Origin of the sequence: Pseudooceanicola sp. HF7 (genome assembly GCF_011806405.1) — a bacterium.
Classification (GTDB): Bacteria; Pseudomonadota; Alphaproteobacteria; order Rhodobacterales; family Rhodobacteraceae; genus Pseudooceanicola.
In genome coordinates, this window is record NZ_JAATOW010000014.1 from 30,426 (window position 1) to 52,185 (window position 21,760).

A 21,760-nucleotide genomic window follows, 5' to 3' on the forward strand; every position below is an offset into this window, starting at 1 on the left:
GGCGCCGCTGCGCGGTACATCGAAGCAGCCGTTCGCCGTGCGCTCCCCCATGGCGGTCGGACATCAGCTCTGTCGGACTAAGCGGACGTTCTCTGCGACTGCGTCAATGTCCGCCATCCTGCTCTGCCGCCACCAACAGCTTGCGCAAGCCTTCGTCCAGCCCCGCGATCTCCGCATCGGACAACGCTGCCAGCAGGGTGTTCTGTGTCTCCACATGCGCGGCGACAGCCTGGTCGATGAGGTCGAACCCCGTCTTGGTCAGCTTGACCACCGCGCGGCGGGCATCCCCCGGATCCTTGGCCCGCGTGACGAGGCCCTGTTTGATCAGTTGGTCGATGCGGTTGGTCATCGTGCCGGAGGTGATCATCATCGAGGCCATCAACTCCCCCGGTGACAAGGCAAAGGGAGGCCCGGCCCGACGCAGCGTCGCCAGCACATCGAAGCCGGCGGCGTTCAGGCCATGCCGGGCGAAGGTCTCGTTCATCTGGCGGGAATGGTGATGGAACACGCGTGAGAGCCGTCCAATCGGGCCCATAGCGCTGACATCCAGGTCCGGCCGCGCCTGCCGCCATTGCTCAAGTATCTGGTCCACTGCATCCATGTCGGCCTTTTACCGAGAGGATATCTTGACGTCAAGATTTCTGGAATATATCTCGACGTCAAGATAATGAAAAGGAACCTCCTATGTCCCGCCCGCTTGACCTGTTTCTGGCGGCGCTTGCGCCGATGATCTGGGGCAGCACCTATATCATCACGACGCAGTTGCTGCCGGACGGGTATCCGATGACCGCTGCGGTGCTGCGCGCATTGCCCGCAGGCCTGCTGCTGCTGCTCCTGACCCGCCAGCTTCCGCATGGCGTGTGGCTGGTCCGGTCCGTCGTGCTTGGCGCGCTCAACTTCTCGATCTTCTGGTGGCTTTTGTTTGTCGCCGCCTATCAGCTGCCTGGCGGCGTCGCCGCGACGGTTGGCGCCATTCAGCCGCTGATCGTGCTGTACCTGTCCAAATGGCTGCTGGGGCAAAGCACCCCGCCGGCTGCGGTGATCGCCGGGATCGCGGGCCTTCTTGGCGTGGCGCTCCTGGTTCTGTCACCTAGTGGTGCCGCGCTGGATGGCCTGGGGGTGCTTGCGGCCCTTGGCGGCGCGATTTCCATGGCCTTCGGCACCGTGTTGACCCGGAAATGGCAGCCGCCGGTCCCTGCCCTCACCTTCACCTCGTGGCAGCTGACCGCCGGTGGTTTGCTGCTGCTGCCAGTGGCGCTTTTTGCGGAACCTGCGTTGCCGCCGCTCGATCTGAATGCGGTGCTCGGCTTCCTCTACCTGAGCCTGATTGGCGGGGCGGTCACCTACTTTTTCTGGTTCCGCGGCATTGCCCGGCTTGGCCCTGCCGCCGTGGCTCCACTGGGGTTCCTCAGTCCCATCGCCGCGACACTGCTCGGGCTGGTCCTTCTAGGCGAAACGCTGAGCCTGTTCCAGGCCAGCGGCATGGTTCTGGTCCTGGCTGGCGTCTGGCTGGGACAACACGCGCTCCGCAATGGCGCCCCGGTGGCACCCGAAGGCCCGAGGTGAAGCCTCGGGCCGTCCCGCGGAAACGGATATTGCCAGACTTTGCCGTAGCAATCAAAATGGGCTCTAAGCTGACCTCGGATGCGACGAAGCATCATGTGCTACAGTGCCTTCTCAACGTCGGGTTGTCGATGTGAGGGGGCGTGGTGGATCGGAGGATCCATCATGGAAACAACAAGCCTACCCTCCATTCGCGCACTAAGCCGAGCGTGCAATAAAGGCAGGATCATTGCCAGAAGCGGCCTTTGCCACTGTCGCGCAGCATTCTGTCTGTTGTCGAGATCAGCTGAACGGCCGAAGCTGTCATCCAGAATTCCGCCCCCGTGCAAGCCAAGCAAAACTGTGCTTTAAGCTTGGTCCCTTATCCTCCTGTCGTGAGCCCCTTTATGCCCGTCCGCATCTCCCATTTTTCATTGCTGATCCCGGATTACGACAAAGCTCTCGATTTCTTCCGTAGCATTGGTTTTGAGTGCCGTGAGGATACAGACCTTGGAAACGGAAAAAGATGGGTACGGATCGCCCCCCCGGGAGCAGAAACCGAGATCTTGCTCGCCCGCGCTGCCGATGATCGACAGTCTTGGGCTATCGGAGTACAGGGCGGTGGACGTGTCTGGCTTTTCCTGGAAACTGAAGATTTCGCACGTGACTACGAGCGGCTTAAAGCCGCAAAAGTTGAGTTCGAAACGCCACCGCGCGACGAACCTTACGGGCGTGTCGTCGTCTGGAAGGACCCGTGGGGTAATCGTTGGGATCTGATCGAGTATGTCCGTACCGACCGGAGCGGAACAGGCAACTAAGGGTTGGAAGCAGACATGCGGCGCCGCGCAAGCTCCAACTACCTCGTCCCCCCTCTCGCGGCGCTCGTGGCCCCACAGCGGACCTTCCCCCTGGATCAGAATGCCGCAGCGCGGCCCGCCAAAGCTGCCTTTCGCCACGATTGCAAACCCCAACGGCGTCGCAAGATCTGCTGCGCTAACGAACCGCGTTTCAGCTGCAACTGCACCCAGGTCTGCTGACGTTCCCGGTATCTTAGAAAAGACGTTAGTATCGCCGCATGTTCTACAGAACCGTCGGGCCCACCTGACCTGGGCTCAGGTGCTACGTTAATTGCACTGTGGCTTTGGTTTGGCATTGGCAGCTGGCTGTTTCATCAACACGCCAAAAGCTGCGGCCTGCAAATCATGATCTTCAAATCGGTCGCAGAAGATTTTTCAACTCCTCCCATACCTGGGCCCTGTCAGTTTGCAACCCGATCAAGTCTCTCTGCAGCATACAATTATCCGCAAGTACGATGTTGAATGCGGTCCAGTAGCCTTCCGCCCACATGACAGACTGCCTCGCAAGCAAATTATCGTATGTCAGCTCCGAGCGTTCGCTACAAAGTACGGCTGCCGGTCCGGCCCTGGTCACTTCAGCCGTGGTCTCAGTGCTAAAAACTGCGGCGAAAAGGGCCACCATGGCAAACACCTTCAATGCTGAGATCTCCTATGATGACTGCAAGTGTTATACCGCAGGGGGCTGCGGAGCCTCAACAGACATTGGCCTGAAAGAAGCCATTGGTTCGCTATGCAGCTTCCTTCAATCTGGGCTCGAAGCGGTCATGCGGCGGCGCGGCGTGCAGCGTGCGCAGGCTAGCGTGGTCGCATGACGCGCCCGGCCCAAAGCCGATTTTCACCCTTGTCGCAGCGAATGACCGGTCTGTAGCCAAGAAAGACACAGACTGCTTTCAGCTCTTTGATCCATTTGACTTTGGCTCATCGCGGACCTCCAACTTTCGTGCAGGGCACAGCGCGATGTGGTTTCGTCGTCGTTTTGCGAATTGCCTTGCATGATTGCGGCCCCCCTCAACGGCGGCGGCTTTGCCCGGAATTCGTCTTCAAGCCGTTCCGAAATCCTATCCGCTTTTGGCTTGGTCCGTTCTCTGCCAGGGCAGCTCGGTTGGACAAAGGTGCTTGGGACGTTAGGTAGCAGTCAACATCTGCATGCAGACTGCTGTGCTGCCGAACAGGGCGTCAGTTTAGTGCGCAACCTTCAAGGAGGCCTACTAATGTCTAAGAAAACTGAAACTCCGACAGCCGAGGTTCTTTCGGGCTGGACCGATCCCACGATGGATTCCGTGCGCGGAACTGAAACACCGAAAGACCCGAACAAAGGCTATATCGCTCTGCTCGGCTGGAGCGTGAACGCGATCAAGGCCGCCCAGAAATTCGACCGCCGCTACGTCGTGGTCGCGCCGGAATGGGCCGCGGACTTCTGCGAGGCCAACAAGATTCCGTTCATACCGTGGGACTTCGCACGGCTCAACGACCGGTCGGTGGAAATCGCCCAGCGTCTTAAGGACGATGGTGTCGATGTGGCCATTCCGCTGTTCGAGGAGACCGTCGAGTGGTCGGGTGCGATCAACGCCGTTCTCATGGACAAGCCGCGCATGTATGGCCAATCCATCCTGTTCCGCGACAAGGCCCTGATGAAGCGCCGCGCCCAGCTGGGCGGTATCCGCGTCGGGATCTTCGAAGAGGCCTACGAGAAGGACGACATCATCCGCTTCATGAAGCGGGTCAACCAGACGCTGCTCAAGCTTGACGGCGACCCGGATGACCCGATCCACGTCAAGGCCTTCGACAAGGCCGGCTGCCTGGGGCATCGCATGATCCGCGATATCGAGGACATCGACAAGATTCCTGAAGAAGAGTACCCGCTGCTGATGGAAAGCCATCTGGACGGCTGGGAATTCGCGGTCGAGGCCTGGATCCACGACGGTGAGATAAAGTTTCTCAACATCTCCGAATACGTGACGCTGGGCTACTCCGTCTTCGTGCCGGCCACCCACGAACTTGAAAGCTGGCGGGACGCGATCACCAAACAGATCGAGAAGCTGATCAAGACGTTCGACATCAAGTTCGGCCAGATCCACCCGGAGTACTTCGTTACCTCTGATGGCGAGATGTACTTCGGAGAGGTCGCCTATCGCCCGCCCGGCTTCAAGGCGTTCGAGCTGATCGAGCGCGCCTATGGATTCAATCCCTATCAGGCATCCATGCTCGTTTTCGATCCCAAAAGCACCAAGGAGGAGGTCGACGCATTCTTCCCCCGTCCGGTCGAGGATGCCCAGTGCTACGCCGGCTGTTTTGGTGTCTATCCCCGCCGCCGTGTCGTCAGTAAACTCGAGATGCCCAAGGAAACAACGGAGCACCCGTATTTCGAGTCGCATGAACTGGTCGCACCGACAGAGGAAACGGTCCCGGACCGATCCGCCTTCGGCACGCATTGGGGGCTGATCTTCTTTGCGGGGGACGATCCGATAAAACTGCGTGACCTACTCAAGGCGCAGGAAGAACTGGATTTTTACGTGTGATGAACTCCACAGACGACGCGCAGCATCCTACTGTCGACAGCCGGGCGCAGGACGCCCGGTTGTCTCATGATCTGGACGCCACGATCGACCAACTCAAGGCAGCAGAGCCGGAGGCCAAGCTGGCCCATCAACAGGCCGTTCTGGCTGATGTCGGGAAGCTGTTGCAGGTAGACGGAGGGATCGACGTGATCTTTGCCCGTGCCGGCGCAATGGATCTTGCCGGGCTGTTCGCCGGGTCGGACTGGGATGCACCTGAGGCTCTGCGACCCCAATTCTCAGGCAATACGCTGCTTGCCGATGACCCCGGTCTTGTGGCCCTGGAAATCGCAAGCCTGTTTCGCTTTCTCGCGGTCGCCACTGGCGCCATGCGGCACCGCAACCTGCATCAGGATTCCGCAAGGCATTTCCTGACGCAAGTCTTGGCCCTCAACGTTCGCGATATCTTCGGACAGTCGGACGAGGCGGCACGGGCCCTTGGCGCGCGCCACGAGCAAAGGCAAGTCATTCTGCGGTTCATCTCAGAGCACATCGGCCTCACGGATGTACTGGGCGTGCTGGTCACGGAAATCTGGCGTCTTCTGGAGCAGCGCTCCGTTCAGGTCGGCGTGGTCAAGGACATGATCGTGCAGATCGCCATCGCCCTGAACGAAAACGGGACCGAGCCGGGCAGCGAGCGTTTGGGGGCGGAGCGTCTCGTCAGCGCCCTCTTTGGCCCCACGGTCGCGTCGTTGGACGATCCGGGAGTGGACGTCTACCTCGAACGGATCGCGCATTTTGACGAGGCCGCCCTCTCGCGCGAGGCGATGGGCTTTGCCCGGGCGATGCATGACACCGGTCTCGTCTCGGACTACCATGTGACATTTCTGCTCTACGTGCTGGACTACAGCGACCGCGCCCTCGTGCCCGAAACGTTGGGCCTCGGGACGACCGGTCTGGACTGCTGGCGCCACTATCGTCGCCTGATCGAGGACCTGATCCGTGCCGGTGTCACGCTGTCGACACCGCAGGCGATCTATGGCGTGACACTCATGCTGGAACGTGGCGTGCTGCACCATGCGCCGATGGTCCCGGCGTTGGAGCGCCAGTTGCAGCAAAAAGTGCGCGGCTCTGCCCGCGACCGTATCCGCATGGGCTTTGGCGACCTCGTGTCCCCCGAAACGCATGTTCTTGCCGGTGTCCTGCAGATCATCGGCCAGCCTCTGGGTGTGGGCCAGGGAGCGAACCCGACCTGCCAGTCGGCGCGCGCGATTTCCATGTGGTCCCAGGTTGAGCCCGATTACCTGCTCCATATCATTTACCAAGCCTGCGAATTCGATGCGATTTTGATGCATTTTGAAGGCACCGAGATCAACTCTGCCAACCTGCCGGTCGGTCTGGCCGGCTTCGGCCCCATCGACGCTGACCCGGTCTCGGTCCTGCTGGTGGCGCATCTGGACAAGATCTATGCCAAGATGGGTCACCTTTGCATCGGGCGCGACGGCGACCCTCACCGATGGATCAATCCTGAGTTTCATGGGTGGTGGGTGTCGCGCGACTGTGCCGTGGCGGTGGACGTCGCGACCGGCAATCTTGCGGATTACGATAGTTTCCTGCGCCGCTTCTTTGCCGCGTATCACCCGCACTACAACGGCGGGCGTCCCTTGAGCCATCCGCAGCCCGCGGGAATCGCTGTGACCGATCCAAACCAGCAATTCATCGGATGGCACGCGATCGCCATTCTGCGCGTGGCAGAGGATCAGGCCGGAGTAATGCGCGTCTACTTCTACAATCCAAACAACGACAGCGGTCAGGATTGGGGCGGTGGCGTGGTGGTGTCGACCAGCGGGAACGGGGAACGCAATGGCGAAGGCTCCCTTGAGTTCGGTCATTTCCTGTCCCGGGTCTATTTGTTCCACGACGAACCTTTACGCGGGAACGAGACGATGCAGGATCTTTCCAGCGCCGAGATCAGTCACGTTAAAGCCCAGGCGACACAAAGCTGGGCTGCTGATCGATCATGACACACGATCCGATACAGACCAACCGAGCTTTGGTCGCGGCTGAATGAAGACCCGTGGCGGATCGGTATCGGCCCGAAGCCAAACTTGGCCAGGATCACCGTTGCCGCAGCGCAGCTTATCCGAACCGAACCGACATGGCACCGCGCAGCAAGGACCAGGATCCCGAGGTCCGCTGCGCGGGCATTTCTGCCGTTCGGTCTCTTTTTTCAGGTAAGCCCCGTCATGACAGCCTTGCGATAGGCCGGGCGTTCAGAGAGGCGACCATACCATGCCTCAAGCGCAGGATGCTCTGGCCGTTCGATTGACATGCTGAACCAGGCATAGGCGATGCAGCCCAAGGGAATGTCGCCGAACCCGAACTCAGCGCCTGAAAGCCATTCGCTTTCTGAAAGGGTATCATCCGCAATGCTCATGAGAGTGGCGCACTGCGCGAGACCCCGTTTTACGGCCACATCATCACGCTGTTCCGGCGTAGAGCGTATCAGATTCCAGAACAGATCGCGGAAAGGCACTGCGAAAGAAAGCGATGCCCAGTCCATCCACTTGTCGGCCACCGCCCAGAGGCGCGTGTCCGAAGGTGCAAACGGGGTCGTCCCATATTGTCTTGCAAGATATCTGACGATGGCGTTCGATTCCCACAGCACCAGATCCCCGTCCTTGAGAGACGGCACCAAGCCGTTTGGGTTGAGCGCGCGAAACTCCTGAGAAGTTACGACACCGAACGCACCTCCAGCAGGGATATGTTCGTACGTCAGTCCAAGTTCTTCGGCACACCACAGTACCTTGCGGACATTGGTGGAATTGTTGCGGCCCCAGATTTTCACACTTCGTCTCCTGTCAGATCACGCCTGCAATACCGACTGTCAAATCAGGAGAAAAGGGCTCCACGCGCACCTGCGACAGCGCGGCGGACAGAGCGCAGGTGTCCCCAGGGAACCTGACGGTTCCGGGCCGACCTCGCCATCCCTTTCAAAGTGCGCAGGCCGGCAAATGGATCTTTACCTCTGCAGTCGTTCATTTCCCGGCCCGTTGCGGCCCAGAGAAACAGGATCCGTCGCAGCAGACCGCTTGCGGCTGCAAATCATTGCGGCGGCGGCGCAGCTTGCATGATCTGCCGCGACATGTCCTCCACTGAGGTCGAGAAGCTGGCGATGCGCGGCGGAAACTCTTCGAAGGAGGCCACGAAGTTGTTCACCATGCCAAGGGCCGGACCGATAGCCCAAGAGCGGTTTTCCTGCCATTCGTCGAAGCCTCTGGCCTCGTGGAAGCGCTCGAACGGGTCGAGATCAAGGCGCGTGATCAGCGGCGTGGTCATCTCGTATTGCTGGCCGTTGAACCAGCGATCCTGGTTGGTAAAGAGGAATTTCCACTCACCGTAGCGCAGACCGTGGAAGGTTGTTTCGGTAAAGAAGAAGAACTCCTGACGGTTGGACGGGCCGGACTGGGTAAGGATCGGCGTCTGGTCGTAGCCGTCGAGATGGACATTGAAGGTCTTGCCATCAATCTCGGTCCCTTCGAGCAGTTGCTCCTTGATGTCCGGCTTGCCCAGCTGGGACATGATTGTGGGGATCCAGTCCTCCATCGTCATCAGCTCGCCGGTCGTGGTGCCCTCGGGAACGAGTCCCGGCCATTTGACCATCATCGGGACCTTGAAGCCGCCCTCGTAGCCGCCTACCCCCTTCTCGCCACGGAACGGCTGATTGCCCCCATCCGGCCAAGAGTTCGAGGCCGCGCCATTGTCGGTCGAAAACATCACCATCGTGTTGTCGGCGATTCCGAGCTCATCGAGCAGGTCCAGAAGCTCGCCCACGTCGTCGTCAAGCTCGACCATGCCGTCGGCGTAGACGTTGCCCAGGCCGGTGATGCCGTCGTAGTGGTCATTGAGAATGGTGCGATAATGCATCCGCGTGGTGTTGTGCCAGACGAAGAACGGCTCATCGGCCTGGGCCGCCTCGGTGATGAAGCGTTTACTCTCTTCCAGCACATCCTGATCGAGATTGCGCTGAACCTCCTCTCCGAAGTTACCCAGATCCTCGATGTCCTGACCGCCATCTTTGGTGGCAAAGCTGTGAATGATACCGCGTTGCGCCAGTCCCGCATCCTCGAAAGCCTGGGCTGGATAGTCATCCTGTTCGACATACTCACCGGCGTTCAGGTGATAGAGGATGCCGAAGAACTCATCGAACCCATGGTTCGTCGGCAGATGCCTGTCCTGATCGCCAAGATGGTTTTTGCCGAACTGCCCGGTGCGATAGCCCTCGGCCTTCAGCATTTCCGCCAAGGTTGGATCTTCTTCCGAAAGCCCTTGCGGTGCGCCCGGAAGGCCGACGGTCGAAAGGCCGACGCGCAGGGGATACTGGCCGGTGATGAAGGCCGCGCGACCTGCGGTGCAGGATGCCTGTGCGTAGTGATCCATGAACAGCATGCCATCATCGGCGATGCGATCAATGTTGGGGGTCTCGCCGGCCATCATGCCCCGATGATAGGCAGAGATATTCCACATGCCGACATCGTCGCCCCATATCACGAGGATGTTCGGGGACTTTGCTTCATCCTGTGCGCTGGCCGCGATGCCGATGCATGCCGTTAACGTGGCAAGGGCACTCGCACCCAAGCGTTTTCGTCCAAAAGATATCATGTTTGCCTCCCCCTTGCCTCGACAGACGTTCGGCCGGTCGACAACGGTCGCTGAACTGCCAGGAAGGTTAAGTCTCTAAATTTGATATACTCATAGTTGTTATGCTGGACCCGGACACAACCTCGAGTCAAGCCAACATTCCAAGAGGGCAAACGACGTCACATGGTATCGGAAATCCGGCAGATTGCCGAGCTCGACGCCATACTTGCTCGTTAGGTCTCGAGAACTCGGCTGGCCTCAAGAAGAAGAGTTGGCCTGTGCGTTCCCGGCAACCTGTTTCGACCGATTGAGAGGCTCAGTACGTCTGATCGTGCGGGCCTTCCTTAACGACAGCGACCGGACACGATCTCAAAGGCGCCACATCCACTTCTTGCGACGTAGGGCATCCGCCAAGGTCGAAGGGAATGTCCGGTTCTCCCCCTGACTGGCGGACCGCCGCTCACGGCGCTGACCCGCCGTCCTCCGGAATGGGCCTCGCTGCCGTGTGCGCTGAAAGGCGCAGGTCCGCAGTGCTGAGGAAACGATCTTGGGGGCATAGAGCAATGCAGTGCATCGCAGGTGTCCAACTGGTAGGCCCACACTTGCCCTACTATCTCCAAAAGGTCACAATTCGAAAACCCTCTAAGCAAGCCACTGGGTTCGCTTAGATTTCCGCCCGCAACAGCCCCACGGTGACCCCATCATGACCGCCACCTTTTCAAACGTCCTGCGGTATTGGCGGACAAGCCTTGCGGATGGTGCACTAGGGGAAGGGACTTTCCGGGCTGCGGATCGAAAGCGTTTGGAGGTCCTGCCGAATGACGCGATCAAAACCGGCTGCCTCCCCGAGCACCTGGTCCGGGCGATTTTCCGGGGCAAGGATGGCGCCGCAACGGTCTCGGTGCGCTTCTGGCCCCTGGTGACGGCGCGCAGGGTCTCACATGCAGCCTCTCGCACCGATGCCATGCCGGAGATTGTCGCCCCCGTCGTGACCGAGGGGGTCCTCGATCGGACTGGCCGGATCGTGCCAACGCGCAACGCCATCGCCCGCGACCTGCTGACCCCGCTGCCGCGGGGGGCGTTTGCGCTCGGATCAGTCGAGGCCTTGGACGCTTTCCTGACCACGACGCCCCTGCCGGACATGACCACCGCGGACGGCTGGCAGGACTATCGCCAGCATTGCCGACAGATGCTCGACGCCCTGGCGCCGGGCTGGCCCGCTGAGCAGAAGGAATACCTGCCAACCGGCAATGGTTTCATCGAGGCCTCGGAGGGCGCGGGCGCAACGGTGCGCGGCATGATGGACCTCTACGACAGGCTACTCGCCGATGAGCCGGACACGCCGCTTCTACGCCAGTTTGCCGCTCCGCGTCCTGAGCGCGCGCCGGATAATGCGGTCGAAAGAGAGTTGGCCCGGCGCCTCGGGCACTCGAACCCCCATTTCCCCCTGGCCGAACACCAGAGGCAGGTCCTGGCCTGGCTCGAGGCCTCGCAACCCGGCGAGGTGATCGCGGTGAACGGCCCGCCCGGGACAGGCAAGACGACCATGCTGCTCTCCGCCGTGGCCGGACTCTGGGTGAAGGCCGCGCTTGAGGGGGGCGACCCGCCGGTGATCGTGGCGGCCTCCTCGAACAACCAGGCGGTCACCAATATCATTGACGCCTTCGGCAAGGATTTCGCGACAGGCGAAGGCGTGTTTTCTGGGCGATGGTTGCCAGAGATCAAGAGCTTCGGGATGTTCCTGCCGTCCCATTCCCGGCGCATGGAAGCCGCGCAACGCTATCAGACAGAGGCCTTCCAGGCAGAATGTGAGACCGTCGCCTACTTCCAGCGCGCCCGTGTCGCCTGGCTGGAGTCGGCCGGCAGGGCGTTCCCCGAGGCGAAGGGCCAGGACGTCGCCGGGTATGTCGCGGAACTCCGCAACCGCATGACCGCCGAAGCCAACCGGCTTCGAGAGCTCGACACGGCGCTTACCCATCAAGAAGCCGCCGCCACCGCCCTGCTGTCGGAACTTGGCGATGCGCCGGAGACCGAAACAGCCCGTCGTGCCGAGGTGGTCAATGTCTGCTTGGAAGAGGCGGAACGACTGGCCGCTTCACGCAGCGCACTGGATCATCACCTGGCCTCGGAGTCCTGGCTAACCGCGCTGTTCGGCTTCTTGCCCCCGCTACGGCGCAAGCGCGCCTTGCAGGCCCGTCTGGCCATCGGGGACGGGCTGGACGGGTTGCAAGACATGACCCGTATCGAGGATATCGAAGCGAGGGTCGCTCAAGCCCTGCGACGTGGGAAGGAGGCCCTCGCCTCCGCCCGTCATTCCCTCGCCCGTGCCGAGGATCTCAGCCAGCAGGCGGCGACCACCGAACGGGCCTGGCGCGAGCTGGCCGAAGCCTTCGCAGGCGCACAGGACCTTGAAACGCTGGAACGGCAGGCGGATCTCGGCAGCCGGTTCAATCTCTTCCTCCTAGCGACCCATTACTGGGAAGGGCGCTGGCTGATGGCGATGGAGGCCGATCTCAGCGCCATCACCGCCTCTCATGAAAAAACCGGACGCACGTCTGTCGAACCCCGATGGCGCCGCCGCATGATGCTGACGCCCTGCGCCGTGGCCACCTTTGCCAGCCTGCCGGGCAAGCTTTCGTGCAGCCGCTTTCAGGCCGGCTCCTTCGCGAATGAAAGCCTGTACAATTTCATAGACCTGCTGATTGTCGACGAGGCCGGCCAAGTCCTTCCCGAGGTCGCCGGAGCCTCTTTCGCCCTGGCCAAGCGCGCGCTGGTCATCGGCGACACGCAGCAGATCGAGCCGATCTCTGCGGTGCCCGGCCCTGTCGATATCGGGAACCTGAAGGACTGCGGGCTGATCGACGGCGAAGCCGTTCCGACGGACCTGGACAGGAGCGGCATCCGCACGAACGGCGGCAGCGCCATGCATCTCGCGCAGCAGGCCTGCAGGATCGCGCCCTGGCCCGAGCTGGATCGCGGGCTTTACCTATTTGAGCACCGCCGTTGCTTCGACGAGATCATCGGCTTCAGCAACGCCCTGTGCTACAAAGGTAAGTTGCGCCCGATGCGCGGGCCCGCGCCTGCGGATGCAATCCTGCCCGCGCTTGGGTACCTGCATGTCGAAGGCCGTGCCTTCTCTGCCGGGGGAAGCCGCGCCAACCCCGCCGAGGCCCGCACCATCGCCGCTTGGCTGGAGGACAACCGGGCACTTCTGGAGGGCCGTTACGGCCTCCCGCTCGAGCAGCTCGTCGGCGTCGTCACCCCGTTCGGCCAGCAGGTACGCGCCATCCGCGAAGCCTGCAGCGCCCGCCACATCAAGGTCTCCGGGCGCGACAGCATGACCATCGGCACGGTACATGCGCTGCAGGGCGCCGAACGGCCCGTCATCATCTTCTCGCCGGTCTATTCTAGGCACGCGGACGGGGGCTTCATCGACGCCTCTCCCAGCATGCTGAACGTCACCGTGTCTCGGGCTAAGGACAGTTGCCTTGTTTTCGGCGACATGGACCTCCTTGCCACCGCCCGAAGCGGCACGCCGCGCGCCTTGCTGTTCGAGGTTCTGGCGGCCAATGGCGTGGCCCTGGATTTCGCCATGGAACCGCGCACGGACCTGACCCGAGGCAATACCGGGATCGAGATGCTTCAGCACGCGGACGAGCACGATGCCTTCCTGCTAGACGCACTGAAAGGCGAGGGGCGGAAATACATGATCGTCAGCCCGTGGGTCGTTGCCGGGACGATCGAGCGGACCGGCCTGCTCGATGCGATGGCCTCGGCCTGCCGGCGCGGAGCAGAGATCGATGTCTTTACCGACCCGCTCCTCAACACTGGGGCGACCGCGGACGGGAAAACCCAGATTGATGCCGTGGAGCACGCGCTTTCGGCGATCGGCGTCACGGTCCACCGGGTCGCGAAACTGCACAGCAAGATCGTGACCGTTGACAAGGAGCTTCTCTGCGCCGGCTCTTTCAACTGGCTCAGCGCAGATCGGACTGGCCAGTACGCCCGCCACGAAACCTCCTTCGTCTACCGCGGGCCGCACCTCGAAGAAGAGATCAAGATTATCCGCGACGGCCTCGAAAAGCGAGCGAAGTAGAACGCGGCGCTGCCGACCCAGAGTCGACCTTCGCGACAGGCGCGTCACATGGCCGGTTACAGCCTACGGAGAACACTCACTGCACGCCGGCGATCTGGCTTCTCGCAACCTCTTGCCTGATTGCCAACCTTGGACTCTTTCTCAGGTTCGGAATCCATCCTTGATAGTGAGGTGGCTGTGCCTGTGTGGTTCGCCACTGCCGTGTTGGTGGATCTCCTCCACGTCTTCCACGGGCACGAGCGACAGGTGGCCATGCCGGATGCCACGCTCGGCGAACAGACCGTGCGCATAATCCTCCACTTCCGCTACTTTCCCGCGCATCACCGTCACCTCGACCGCATTGGAATGATCGAGGGGGACCGACATGGCCGCGACCGTCTGATCATGCCGCGCGTGGCGGGTTTGCGGAACCCTTCGACCCAGATCGCGGGTCGACAGGTCGAGGGTATAGCTGACGACCCCGATGCAATCCGCATTCTGCGGCGCATCCCGTGTCAGCGCCCGGCGAAGCAGGTCCCGGATCGCCTCCGACCGGTTGGTGGCCCCGGACCGGTCCATATGCTGGTCCAGCTCTGCCAGCAGCTCGTCTTCGATGGCTATGGTAATCCGTTGCATGACCCTCTCCGTGCTGTCTTGCCAAGCATCGTCATACGGGACGCGGATCGCAAGCCAGTCCATGCTTTACACCGCAGTTGACCACGGTATGAAATGTGACTCGATATTTCACACCATGAGGTGCCGCATGTTCCGTCCGCTGTCCACCCTGGCCGTTGCCCTGTCCCTGATGCTGACCGCCCAGGCAGAAGCGCGCCCCCTGGTTCTGGCCATTGGCGGAGAGCCCGACGCCGGATTCGACCCGATCATGGGTTGGGGCCATTATGGCAATCCGCTTTTCCAGTCGACCCTGCTGCGCACCGACGCCGATCTCAACTTGGTCGGCGACCTTGCGACGGACTGGGCCCTTTCGGAAGACGGGCTTGTCTGGCGGCTGCGCCTTCGCAAAGACGCCATGTTCTCGGACGGAACGCCGCTGACGGCGAAGGACGTGGCCTTCACCTACAACACGGCCCGCACGGCCGGTGGACTGGCTGACCTGACCGTTCTGAAGGAGGCGCGCGCCTTGGATGCGACGACGGTTGAACTGGAGCTGACGGAGCCTCGGATCACCTTCGTCTCGCGCCTTGCGACGCTCGGCATCGTGCCGGCTGCCTCCTATGGCGAGGGGTACGCCCGGCACCCCGTCGGCTCCGGCCCGTTCCGGATGGTCGAATGGCGCGAGGGCGAACAGCTGGTTGTCGAACCCAACCCCCATTGGCATGGCGGCGAGATTGCCTTTGAGCGGGTCAGCTTCATCTTCGGCTCGGAAGAGGCCGGACAGGCGCTGGCCCGTACCGGCGCCGCCGACCTGGTGGCGGTGCCGCCGTCCTTGGCCGACGGGGCCCCCTCGGGGATGAAGGTGCTGCACGTCGATACCGTCGACAATCGGGGCCTGGCCTTCCCGATGGTGCCCAGGGCGGGCGAGACGACCGAGGCAGGCACGCCGATCGGCAACGATGTGACGGCGGACCCGGCCATCCGGGTGGCGATCAACCAGGCGCTCGACCGCGAGGCGCTGGTGGCGCTGGCCCTGAATGGGCACGGTCGCCCCGCGACCGGCCCCGCAGACGGCCTGCCCTGGGACAACCCGGAGGCCGCGATCCCCGGCAATGACCCGGCCACCGCGATGCAGACTCTGGATGCGGCCGGCTGGAGCGATACCGACGGCGACGGCATCCGAGAGAAAGACGGCCTGCCTGCGAGGTTCCAGGTGCTGTATCCTGCCAGTGACAGCACGCGGCAGGCGCTGGCGCTTGGGGCTTCGGAACAACTGCGTGAGATCGGCATCGACGCCCAGCCCACGGGCAGCAGCTGGGACGAGATCGGCGCGCTGATGCATAGCGAGGTCGTCGTGCTGGGTTGGGGCGCGCATGACCCGTCCGAGGTCTTCTACCTGCATCATGGCGACTACGCCGGCGTCGACTACTACAACACGGGCCACTACGTGAACCCGACCGTGGACGCGCACCTAGAGGCCGCCGAGGCCGCGCCCAGCTTCGAGGCGTCACTGGCCGAGTGGAAAGCCGCAGCCTGGGACGGGGAAACGGGCTTCGGGCCCAAGGGCGACGCGACATGGGCCTGGATGGTGAACCTGGAACATGCCTACTGGGCGTCGGACTGCCTGGACCTGGGGCCGCTGCAGGTTCATCCGCACGGGCACGGCTTCCCGATCACCCATGACCTGCCCTCTTGGCGCTGGACCTGCGAATGAGGGGCGAATGAAGGCCTGGCTTCCGCCCCTGCTGACCGATCGCCTGATCCGGCTGGCCTGGTTGCTGCCCCTGGCAGCGGTCGGGTTGTTCACGCTGATCTCGCTCGCGCCCATCGACCCTGTTCAGGCCTACGTCGGCGGTCGCACCTCGCAGATCGGCCCGGAGCAACGGGACGCCATCGCCGCCGCCTGGGGGCTGGACCGGCCCGCGCCCGAGCGGTTCGCCAGCTGGCTGGGTCAGCTGACCCGGGGCAACCTGGGGGAATCCATCACCTTCAACGCGCCGGTGCTTCAAGTGATCGCTGCCCGGCTGCCGGCCTCGCTGGCGCTGGTCGGGCTGGCCTTTGCGCTGTCCTTCGTTCTGGGCACGGCCCTGGGCCTGGTGGCGGGGGCCACGCGAGGAGGCTGGCCTGACCGGGTGATCCGCACCCTCGCCGTCGTGCTGGCGGCAAGCCCGGGCTTCTGGGTGGCGATCCTGCTGGTCGCGGTCTTTGCGATCGGGCTGGGCTGGCTGCCCGCCTGCTGCGCGACGCCCCCCGGTCAACTGGCTACGGAGGTCACGCTGGCGGAGCGCTGGCGGCACATGGTCCTGCCGGTCGCCACCCTGTCTGTCGTGGGAATCGCACCGCTGGTGCTGCACACGCGGCAGAGCCTCGTGGCCTTCCTCGACAGCCCCGCCGCACGGCACCTGTCCACCCATGGGGCCACGCCTCTGCGGCTGGCTTTCGGCCCCGGTCTGCGCCACGCGGCAGGTGTCGCGCTGACCCTGCATCTGGCGGGAGCGGGAGAGCTTTTCGGCGGCTCGATCCTGGCCGAGGCAGTCTTTGCCTGGCCGGGCCTTGGACAGGCGACCGTGCGCGCCGCGACAGGGGCAGATGCGCCGCTGCTGATGGGGATCGGGCTGGCGACGCTGCTGTTCGTCTTCATGGGGAACCTGCTGGCTGACATTGCCGCCCGCCTGGCCGACCCGCGACTGAGGACGCCCGCATGACCGACGCGACCGAACTGACCGTGACCCTGCCCGCCCGGAGCCGAAAGATCCCGCGACAACGGGCCAAATGGCATGGGGCTGTTGCGCTGGTGCTGCTGGGCGCGGTGCTGGCAGGATCTGCACTGCTGCCCGACGGCGCCCTGTCGGTCAACGCCGCGGCGCGCGCGCTGCCCCCTCAGCCGGGGCACCTGTTGGGCACGGACATGCTGGGCCGCGACATCGCCGCCCGCACGCTTGCGGCGCTGGCGCAGAGCGTGCAGGTCGGGCTGCTGGCGGCCGGTGCATCGACCCTCGTGGCGGTGGTCCTGGGTCTGGCAGCGACCTTCGGGCGTCTTGCCGATCACGCGGTCGGAGTGCTGACTGAACTCGCACTCGGCCTGCCGCATTTCGTCCTGCTGATCATGATTGCTTTTGCCATGGGCGGGGGAACGACCGGCGTGGTTGTCGCGGTCGCGCTGACCCACTGGCCACGCCTCTCCCGCGTCCTGCGGCACGAAGCGCAGACGATCGCCGCCTCGGACTACGTGGCAATCTCGCGCGCGCTCGGGCGGTCGCGGCTCTGGGTCGCGCGGCATCACCTGGTGCCGCACCTGGTGCCGCAGATCCTCGCCGGCTTCATCGTGATCTTCCCCCATGCCATCCTGCACGAAGCCGGGCTCAGCTTCATCGGCCTCGGTATCGAACCCCACCTGCCCTCCATCGGCGTGATGCTGTCCGAAAGCCTGCGCGAGATCATGGCGGGTCACTGGTGGGTCGCGGCCGCGCCCGGCCTTGGGTTGATGCTGGTCGCCCTGGCCTTCGAGCAGTTCGGCGAGGCCCTGCGCCGGTTGTCGGATCCGGCGGGCGGCATCGCATGACCCTGAGAATCGAAAACCTGGCGGTAAGCTTTCCAACCGGCCCAGTGCTGGAGGGCGTGTCCCTGTCGCTGGATTGCGGAGAGGTTGTCGGTCTGACCGGCACCTCCGGCGCGGGCAAGAGCATCGTCGCCGAGGCACTGGTTGGGGCGCTGCCCCCGGATGCCACACGCACGGGCCGCATCACCATTGCCGACGTGCCGGTCGGCCCCCGGACGGTCGCACTGGTCCCTCAGCGCCTGGATGCGCTGGATCCGCTGGCCACGGTCGGAAGCCAGATCCAGCGGTTTGCGCAGCTTGCCGACCGGCCGATCGATGTGCCCGGCGCGCTCGCCAGCGTCGGCCTGCCGTCGCAGACCGCCCGGCTCTATCCGCACGAGCTGTCGGGCGGAATGGCGCGCCGCGTCCTGCTGGCAACGGCCCTGGCCACGGGCGCGGACTGGATCGTCGCCGACGAACCGACGGTCGGGCTGGACACTGCCGCCGCGACGCGCGTTCTGTCCCTGCTGGCAGATCTGGCTGCTGCCGGGCGCGGTGTGATCGTGATCTCGCACGATGTCCCCGGTCTGGTCGGCATCGCGTCCCGCATCGTCATTCTGCGCCAGGGCCGACAGGTCGAAACGGCCCTGGCAGAGGCATTCAGCGGAGCCGGAACCGCCCTGCGCGACGCCTTTTCCCGCGCGCTCTGGAATGCCCAGCTTGCATCGGACACGCAATGCTGACCGCCCGCGCCCTGGGTCATGCCTATGGGAACCGGCAGGTCCTGCGTGGTGTGGACCTCGACCTTGCGCAGGGCGAAGTGGTGGGCCTGGGCGGAGCCTCGGGATCCGGCAAGACGACCCTGTGCCGGATCCTCGCGGGTCAGCTGATACCAGATCAGGGTGAGGTTCTGCTCGATGGAGGAAAGCTCCTTGCGGCCAGCCCGGGACAACCGGCCCCGGTGCAATACGCCCACCAATCCCCCGAGCTGGCGGTCGATCCCCGCTGGACCGTGGGCAGGATCCTTGCAAACGGCACCGCCCCGGACCCCGAAGTGCTGACAGCCCTCGGCATCCGCGAAGATTGGACTGACCGTCGGCCGATGCAGCTGTCGGGCGGCGAACTGGCGCGTGTCTCGCTCGCGCGGCTGTTCCACACGGGTCTGAGGGTTCTGATCTGTGACGAAATCACCGCCCAACTGGATGCGATCGAACAGGAGCGCCTGATGCGGGCCCTGATCGAACTGGCCGGGCGCCGAAAGGTTGCGCTTCTGCTGGTTTCCCATAGCAGCGCCCTGAGGTCCCGTTTCTGCCGCAAGAGCCTCGTGCTCGATCATCAGGATCACAGGTAATTGCGAACAGCGGGCGTTCGTCCAGGACGCAACGAAAGCCCGCTCCCTGCCCCAGATCCGTGTCTGCGCCTGGCGTCATACTGCGTATCGCATGAATTTTGGGAAGCATGTGACACCGGCCATTTGCCGAACTTAGCGCGAAGCTCCGGACCGAGCTTCGGGCTGCCCGACGCCCACGGTCCAGAAAACGCGAGAGGGCTTACGGCATCCGATAGGCCAAATCCTTGTCGGATTTGGCAAGCGGTCTCGCCGATCACGCCATACGCACGGCTATTTCTTAGTAAATGGCCGATAAACCAAGACAGAACGCAGGCCGCGCGCCTTGGTATGCCCGTCGTCCGCTGTATCGACAGATGTAGGCTGTCACCACTGGTCGCACCGGAAGAAGTCGACATCTCTTCTTTGGAGAGGTCGCTTTCAATCCTGCCGCGCGACGTCCTGTCCGAGGCGGCCTCACCAAGACGCTTCGCGCCGCGCGAATACCGGAATCCAACCACTAGCGACTCGTTATGAATGAGGGAGCAGCGGGAAGCAGGTCACATGCGAAGCTGCATGGCCCTGGTGTTCAGACTCCCTCGATCACGAAGCGATTTTACGGTCCATCTCGCCCATGTCCGACCACAGCTCGGACTCATCGTACTCCGCGACATTTTGAAATTCTGCCACGACGTCGCTGAGCAAATTGGTTGCTGCAGTCAAAGCCGTTGTCGCAGCGGAGGTTTCTTCGAACATGGCGGCATTCTGCTGAGTAAGCTCGTCAAGCTCGCCCATGGTATGTTTCAGATCCGCGATATGTTGGGCGTGCGTTCCGACAGTCGAAGAAATGTTCTGCATCGAGTGGAGTGCCTTGCGAACGGCGTCGAGAACGCCGCGAAGTGCGGCACCGGCGTTGTCGACCAGTTTGACACCGTTGGTTACCTGGCGGGCGCTATCGTTTATGAGAACACTGATTTCCTTCGCCGCGTCCGAGGACCGACCTGCAAGCGCGCGAACTTCTGATGCGACAACTGCAAACCCCAGACCGGCGGACCCCGCACGCGCGGCCTCCACCCCGGCATTGAGCGCCAGCAGATTGGTCTGCAAGGCAATGTCCTCGATCAAGACAACAACCGAACGGATCTGTTCAGAGCTGTTTTGAATTTCGCCCATTGCTTCCAACGCACCGTCGACCACTTTCATGCCGTTTTCGGCATCGTCCCTCGTTTGGGCGGTCGTCACCGCCACACGTTGGGCATCTTCCGATGCGGCGGTCATGACTTCACTGATTTCATCAATACGCGAGGCCACGCTTCCTAGCGCGTACGCCTGATCCTCTGTTCTCTTGGCGAGCTTTTCGGATGCCGTCGCGATGCTGCTTGTATCAATTTTTATGGAGTCCGCGTTTTCCTGCACGCTGGACATCGCAACCGACAGCGATTTCACCGCGCCGTTGAATTCCTCCCGCAGAGGTTCGAACTGTTCCGGAAACTCTGTCTCGATCCGTGTCGCCAGGTTCCCTCCGGCCAGTTTTGTCAAAGCCACGCTGAACTGCTCCATCACATTAAGCTGTTCCGCTTCCTTCTTGGCCAAATTCGTTTGCAGTTCCTGCGAGCTCTCCAGCGCCTGGGAGAGGTTTTTCGTCTCTTGTTCGATCTGCTTGCGTTGGCCAAGTTGAACGCGGAGAAGATAGAACAAACCGCCGGTTTCGGCGACCCAGACCGTGCCGTGAAGCGCCAGGCGCGACACGTCAACCAGCAAGCCATTGCTCGGATAGATCAGGGTCGGCAGGAAGAGCGTCAGCACGGCGTGATGGGCAACGACGAGCCCCGAAGCGGCAAGAAGCGCGCGCTGGTCCTGCAGTATGACCAATACCGCCAGAACGGCAAAGTAGATCAGGTGCGTGTCCAGCTGCCAGGAATGTCCGGCCATCGCAGCCGTCAGCAACGGCAATTGCCCCATTGCGCCAAGCGACACGGCCAGCCGCGCGATCCCCCCGCCCCGCAGCTGCAGGCCGATGGTGACCGCCGCAATTGCGAGGGACATCGCCAGGAAAGGCCAGGGTGAAACGCCTGCCATCCAAGCTCCGAACGCCGGGACGGGCGTGAGCAAAATGTTGAGATAGCCAACCAAGCGTAGACCTTGTCTCTGTGCAACTGCCAAGGACGAGCTGTTGTTGTTCATCTTAGACTCCGCAAAGTTGGGCTGGGATTGTACCGTCGAGTACGAACCAGGCGCCTTCGGTTTTCAGGCGGCTTGGAAAGCTCTCAGGATGGCTGTCTGCAACAGCAAGCAGGGCAAGCGGTGCGCCTGTCGGGCCGATTGGCCGTCCGCCTGCGCGTCGCAGGATTTCCGGCAGACCGTTCATAGGTCCGACCACAAGAAATGTGGTCGCTGTTTGAAGGGGGCGGCCAGTCAAAGCCAACACGGGTGCGGCGATCAGGGGTCCAAGGACCAGACATACGATTGCAGCTAAACGCATTAGGGCCTGCCCATAGATTCCAACAGCGCTGTGGTGATAAAGGCCAGACCTTACTGTGCTGTTAAACGGCGCCGCCCCTTTCAGTGGGGCTGCGTCCAGGCAGCTCCGTGGACGCGCAGAACCGCACTCAGCACGAGGGAAACCGTAAGGTGCAGAAGAGGGTCGCGGAAGTTCCGAAAATTATCTGC

General features: G+C 62.7%; 16 protein-coding genes. 11 read left to right on the top strand and 5 right to left on the bottom strand.

The features are described from left to right. Positions 1–103: 103 nt before the first annotated feature. Positions 104–601, bottom strand: coding sequence for a MarR family winged helix-turn-helix transcriptional regulator (locus HCZ97_RS10135; protein ID WP_167688591.1), 498 nt, complete (start codon positions 599–601; stop codon positions 104–106). Positions 602–684: 83 nt separating this feature from the next. On the opposite strand from HCZ97_RS10135, the gene HCZ97_RS10140 reads away from it, so the two are divergent. From HCZ97_RS10140 to HCZ97_RS10160, 5 genes are all read left to right on the top strand, one after another. Beyond that, positions 685–1,566: an EamA family transporter gene (locus tag HCZ97_RS10140; protein ID WP_167688592.1), complete on the top strand. Its 882-nt coding sequence runs from the start codon at positions 685–687 to the stop codon at positions 1,564–1,566. 383 nt (positions 1,567–1,949) lie between these two features. After that, the gene (locus HCZ97_RS10145; protein WP_167688593.1) at positions 1,950–2,360 is read left to right on the top strand and encodes a VOC family protein; all 411 of its coding nucleotides are present in this window, start codon (positions 1,950–1,952) and stop codon (positions 2,358–2,360) included. A 659-nt stretch (positions 2,361–3,019) separates the two neighbouring features. Further along, a complete protein-coding gene (locus HCZ97_RS10150) occupies positions 3,020–3,211 on the top strand; it encodes a hypothetical protein (protein WP_167688594.1) in 192 nt (63 codons plus the stop codon). Positions 3,212–3,670: 459 nt separating this feature from the next. Next, positions 3,671–4,918: a carboxylate--amine ligase gene (locus HCZ97_RS10155; protein ID WP_175581700.1), complete on the top strand. Its 1,248-nt coding sequence runs from the start codon at positions 3,671–3,673 to the stop codon at positions 4,916–4,918. After that, on the top strand, positions 4,918–6,918 hold the full coding sequence (locus tag HCZ97_RS10160) for a hypothetical protein (protein ID WP_167688596.1): 2,001 nt from the start codon (positions 4,918–4,920) through the stop codon (positions 6,916–6,918). Before HCZ97_RS10155 ends, HCZ97_RS10160 begins: the two co-directional genes overlap by 1 nt. A 206-nt stretch (positions 6,919–7,124) precedes the next feature. On the opposite strand, the gene HCZ97_RS20830 is transcribed toward HCZ97_RS10160, so the two are convergent. Next, positions 7,125–7,742 (bottom strand): glutathione S-transferase, encoded by a 618-nt coding sequence (locus tag HCZ97_RS20830; protein WP_167688597.1) that lies wholly within the window; start codon positions 7,740–7,742, stop codon positions 7,125–7,127. Between the two features lie 257 nt (positions 7,743–7,999). Continuing rightward, the gene (locus tag HCZ97_RS10170; RefSeq protein ID WP_167688598.1) at positions 8,000–9,556 is read right to left on the bottom strand and encodes a sulfatase-like hydrolase/transferase; all 1,557 of its coding nucleotides are present in this window, start codon (positions 9,554–9,556) and stop codon (positions 8,000–8,002) included. A 943-nt stretch (positions 9,557–10,499) separates the two neighbouring features. Here HCZ97_RS10170 and HCZ97_RS10175 point away from each other — a divergent pair. After that, positions 10,500–13,631 (top strand): AAA domain-containing protein, encoded by a 3,132-nt coding sequence (locus tag HCZ97_RS10175; protein ID WP_217701761.1) that lies wholly within the window; start codon positions 10,500–10,502, stop codon positions 13,629–13,631. 141 nt (positions 13,632–13,772) lie between these two features. Here HCZ97_RS10175 and nikR read toward each other — a convergent pair whose 3' ends face one another. Continuing rightward, the gene (nikR, locus tag HCZ97_RS10180) at positions 13,773–14,246 is read right to left on the bottom strand and encodes a nickel-responsive transcriptional regulator NikR (protein ID WP_167688600.1); all 474 of its coding nucleotides are present in this window, start codon (positions 14,244–14,246) and stop codon (positions 13,773–13,775) included. 127 nt (positions 14,247–14,373) lie between these two features. Between nikR and HCZ97_RS10185 the strand changes: the two genes are divergently transcribed. Genes HCZ97_RS10185 through HCZ97_RS10205 form a run of 5 tightly spaced genes read left to right on the top strand, consistent with a single transcriptional unit; the run spans position 14,374 to position 19,114 of the window. Next, positions 14,374–15,939: an ABC transporter substrate-binding protein gene (locus HCZ97_RS10185; RefSeq protein WP_254871456.1), complete on the top strand. Its 1,566-nt coding sequence runs from the start codon at positions 14,374–14,376 to the stop codon at positions 15,937–15,939. Positions 15,940–15,946: 7 nt separating this feature from the next. After that, complete coding sequence (locus HCZ97_RS10190) at positions 15,947–16,930, top strand: ABC transporter permease (protein ID WP_167688602.1); 984 nt, start codon at positions 15,947–15,949, stop codon at positions 16,928–16,930. Beyond that, positions 16,927–17,787: an ABC transporter permease gene (locus HCZ97_RS10195; protein WP_167688603.1), complete on the top strand. Its 861-nt coding sequence runs from the start codon at positions 16,927–16,929 to the stop codon at positions 17,785–17,787. The genes HCZ97_RS10190 and HCZ97_RS10195 overlap by 4 nt, the downstream gene beginning before the upstream one ends. After that, positions 17,784–18,506 carry an ATP-binding cassette domain-containing protein gene (locus HCZ97_RS10200; protein ID WP_167688604.1) on the top strand — a complete coding sequence of 241 codons (723 nt, stop codon included), beginning with the start codon at positions 17,784–17,786 and terminating at the stop codon, positions 18,504–18,506. The genes HCZ97_RS10195 and HCZ97_RS10200 overlap by 4 nt, the downstream gene beginning before the upstream one ends. After that, a complete protein-coding gene (locus tag HCZ97_RS10205) occupies positions 18,500–19,114 on the top strand; it encodes an ATP-binding cassette domain-containing protein (RefSeq protein WP_167688605.1) in 615 nt (204 codons plus the stop codon). The genes HCZ97_RS10200 and HCZ97_RS10205 overlap by 7 nt, the downstream gene beginning before the upstream one ends. Positions 19,115–19,693: 579 nt before the next feature. On the opposite strand, the gene HCZ97_RS10210 is transcribed toward HCZ97_RS10205, so the two are convergent. Continuing rightward, a complete protein-coding gene (locus HCZ97_RS10210) occupies positions 19,694–21,274 on the bottom strand; it encodes a methyl-accepting chemotaxis protein (protein ID WP_175581699.1) in 1,581 nt (526 codons plus the stop codon). Between the last annotated feature and the right edge of the window lie 486 nt (positions 21,275–21,760).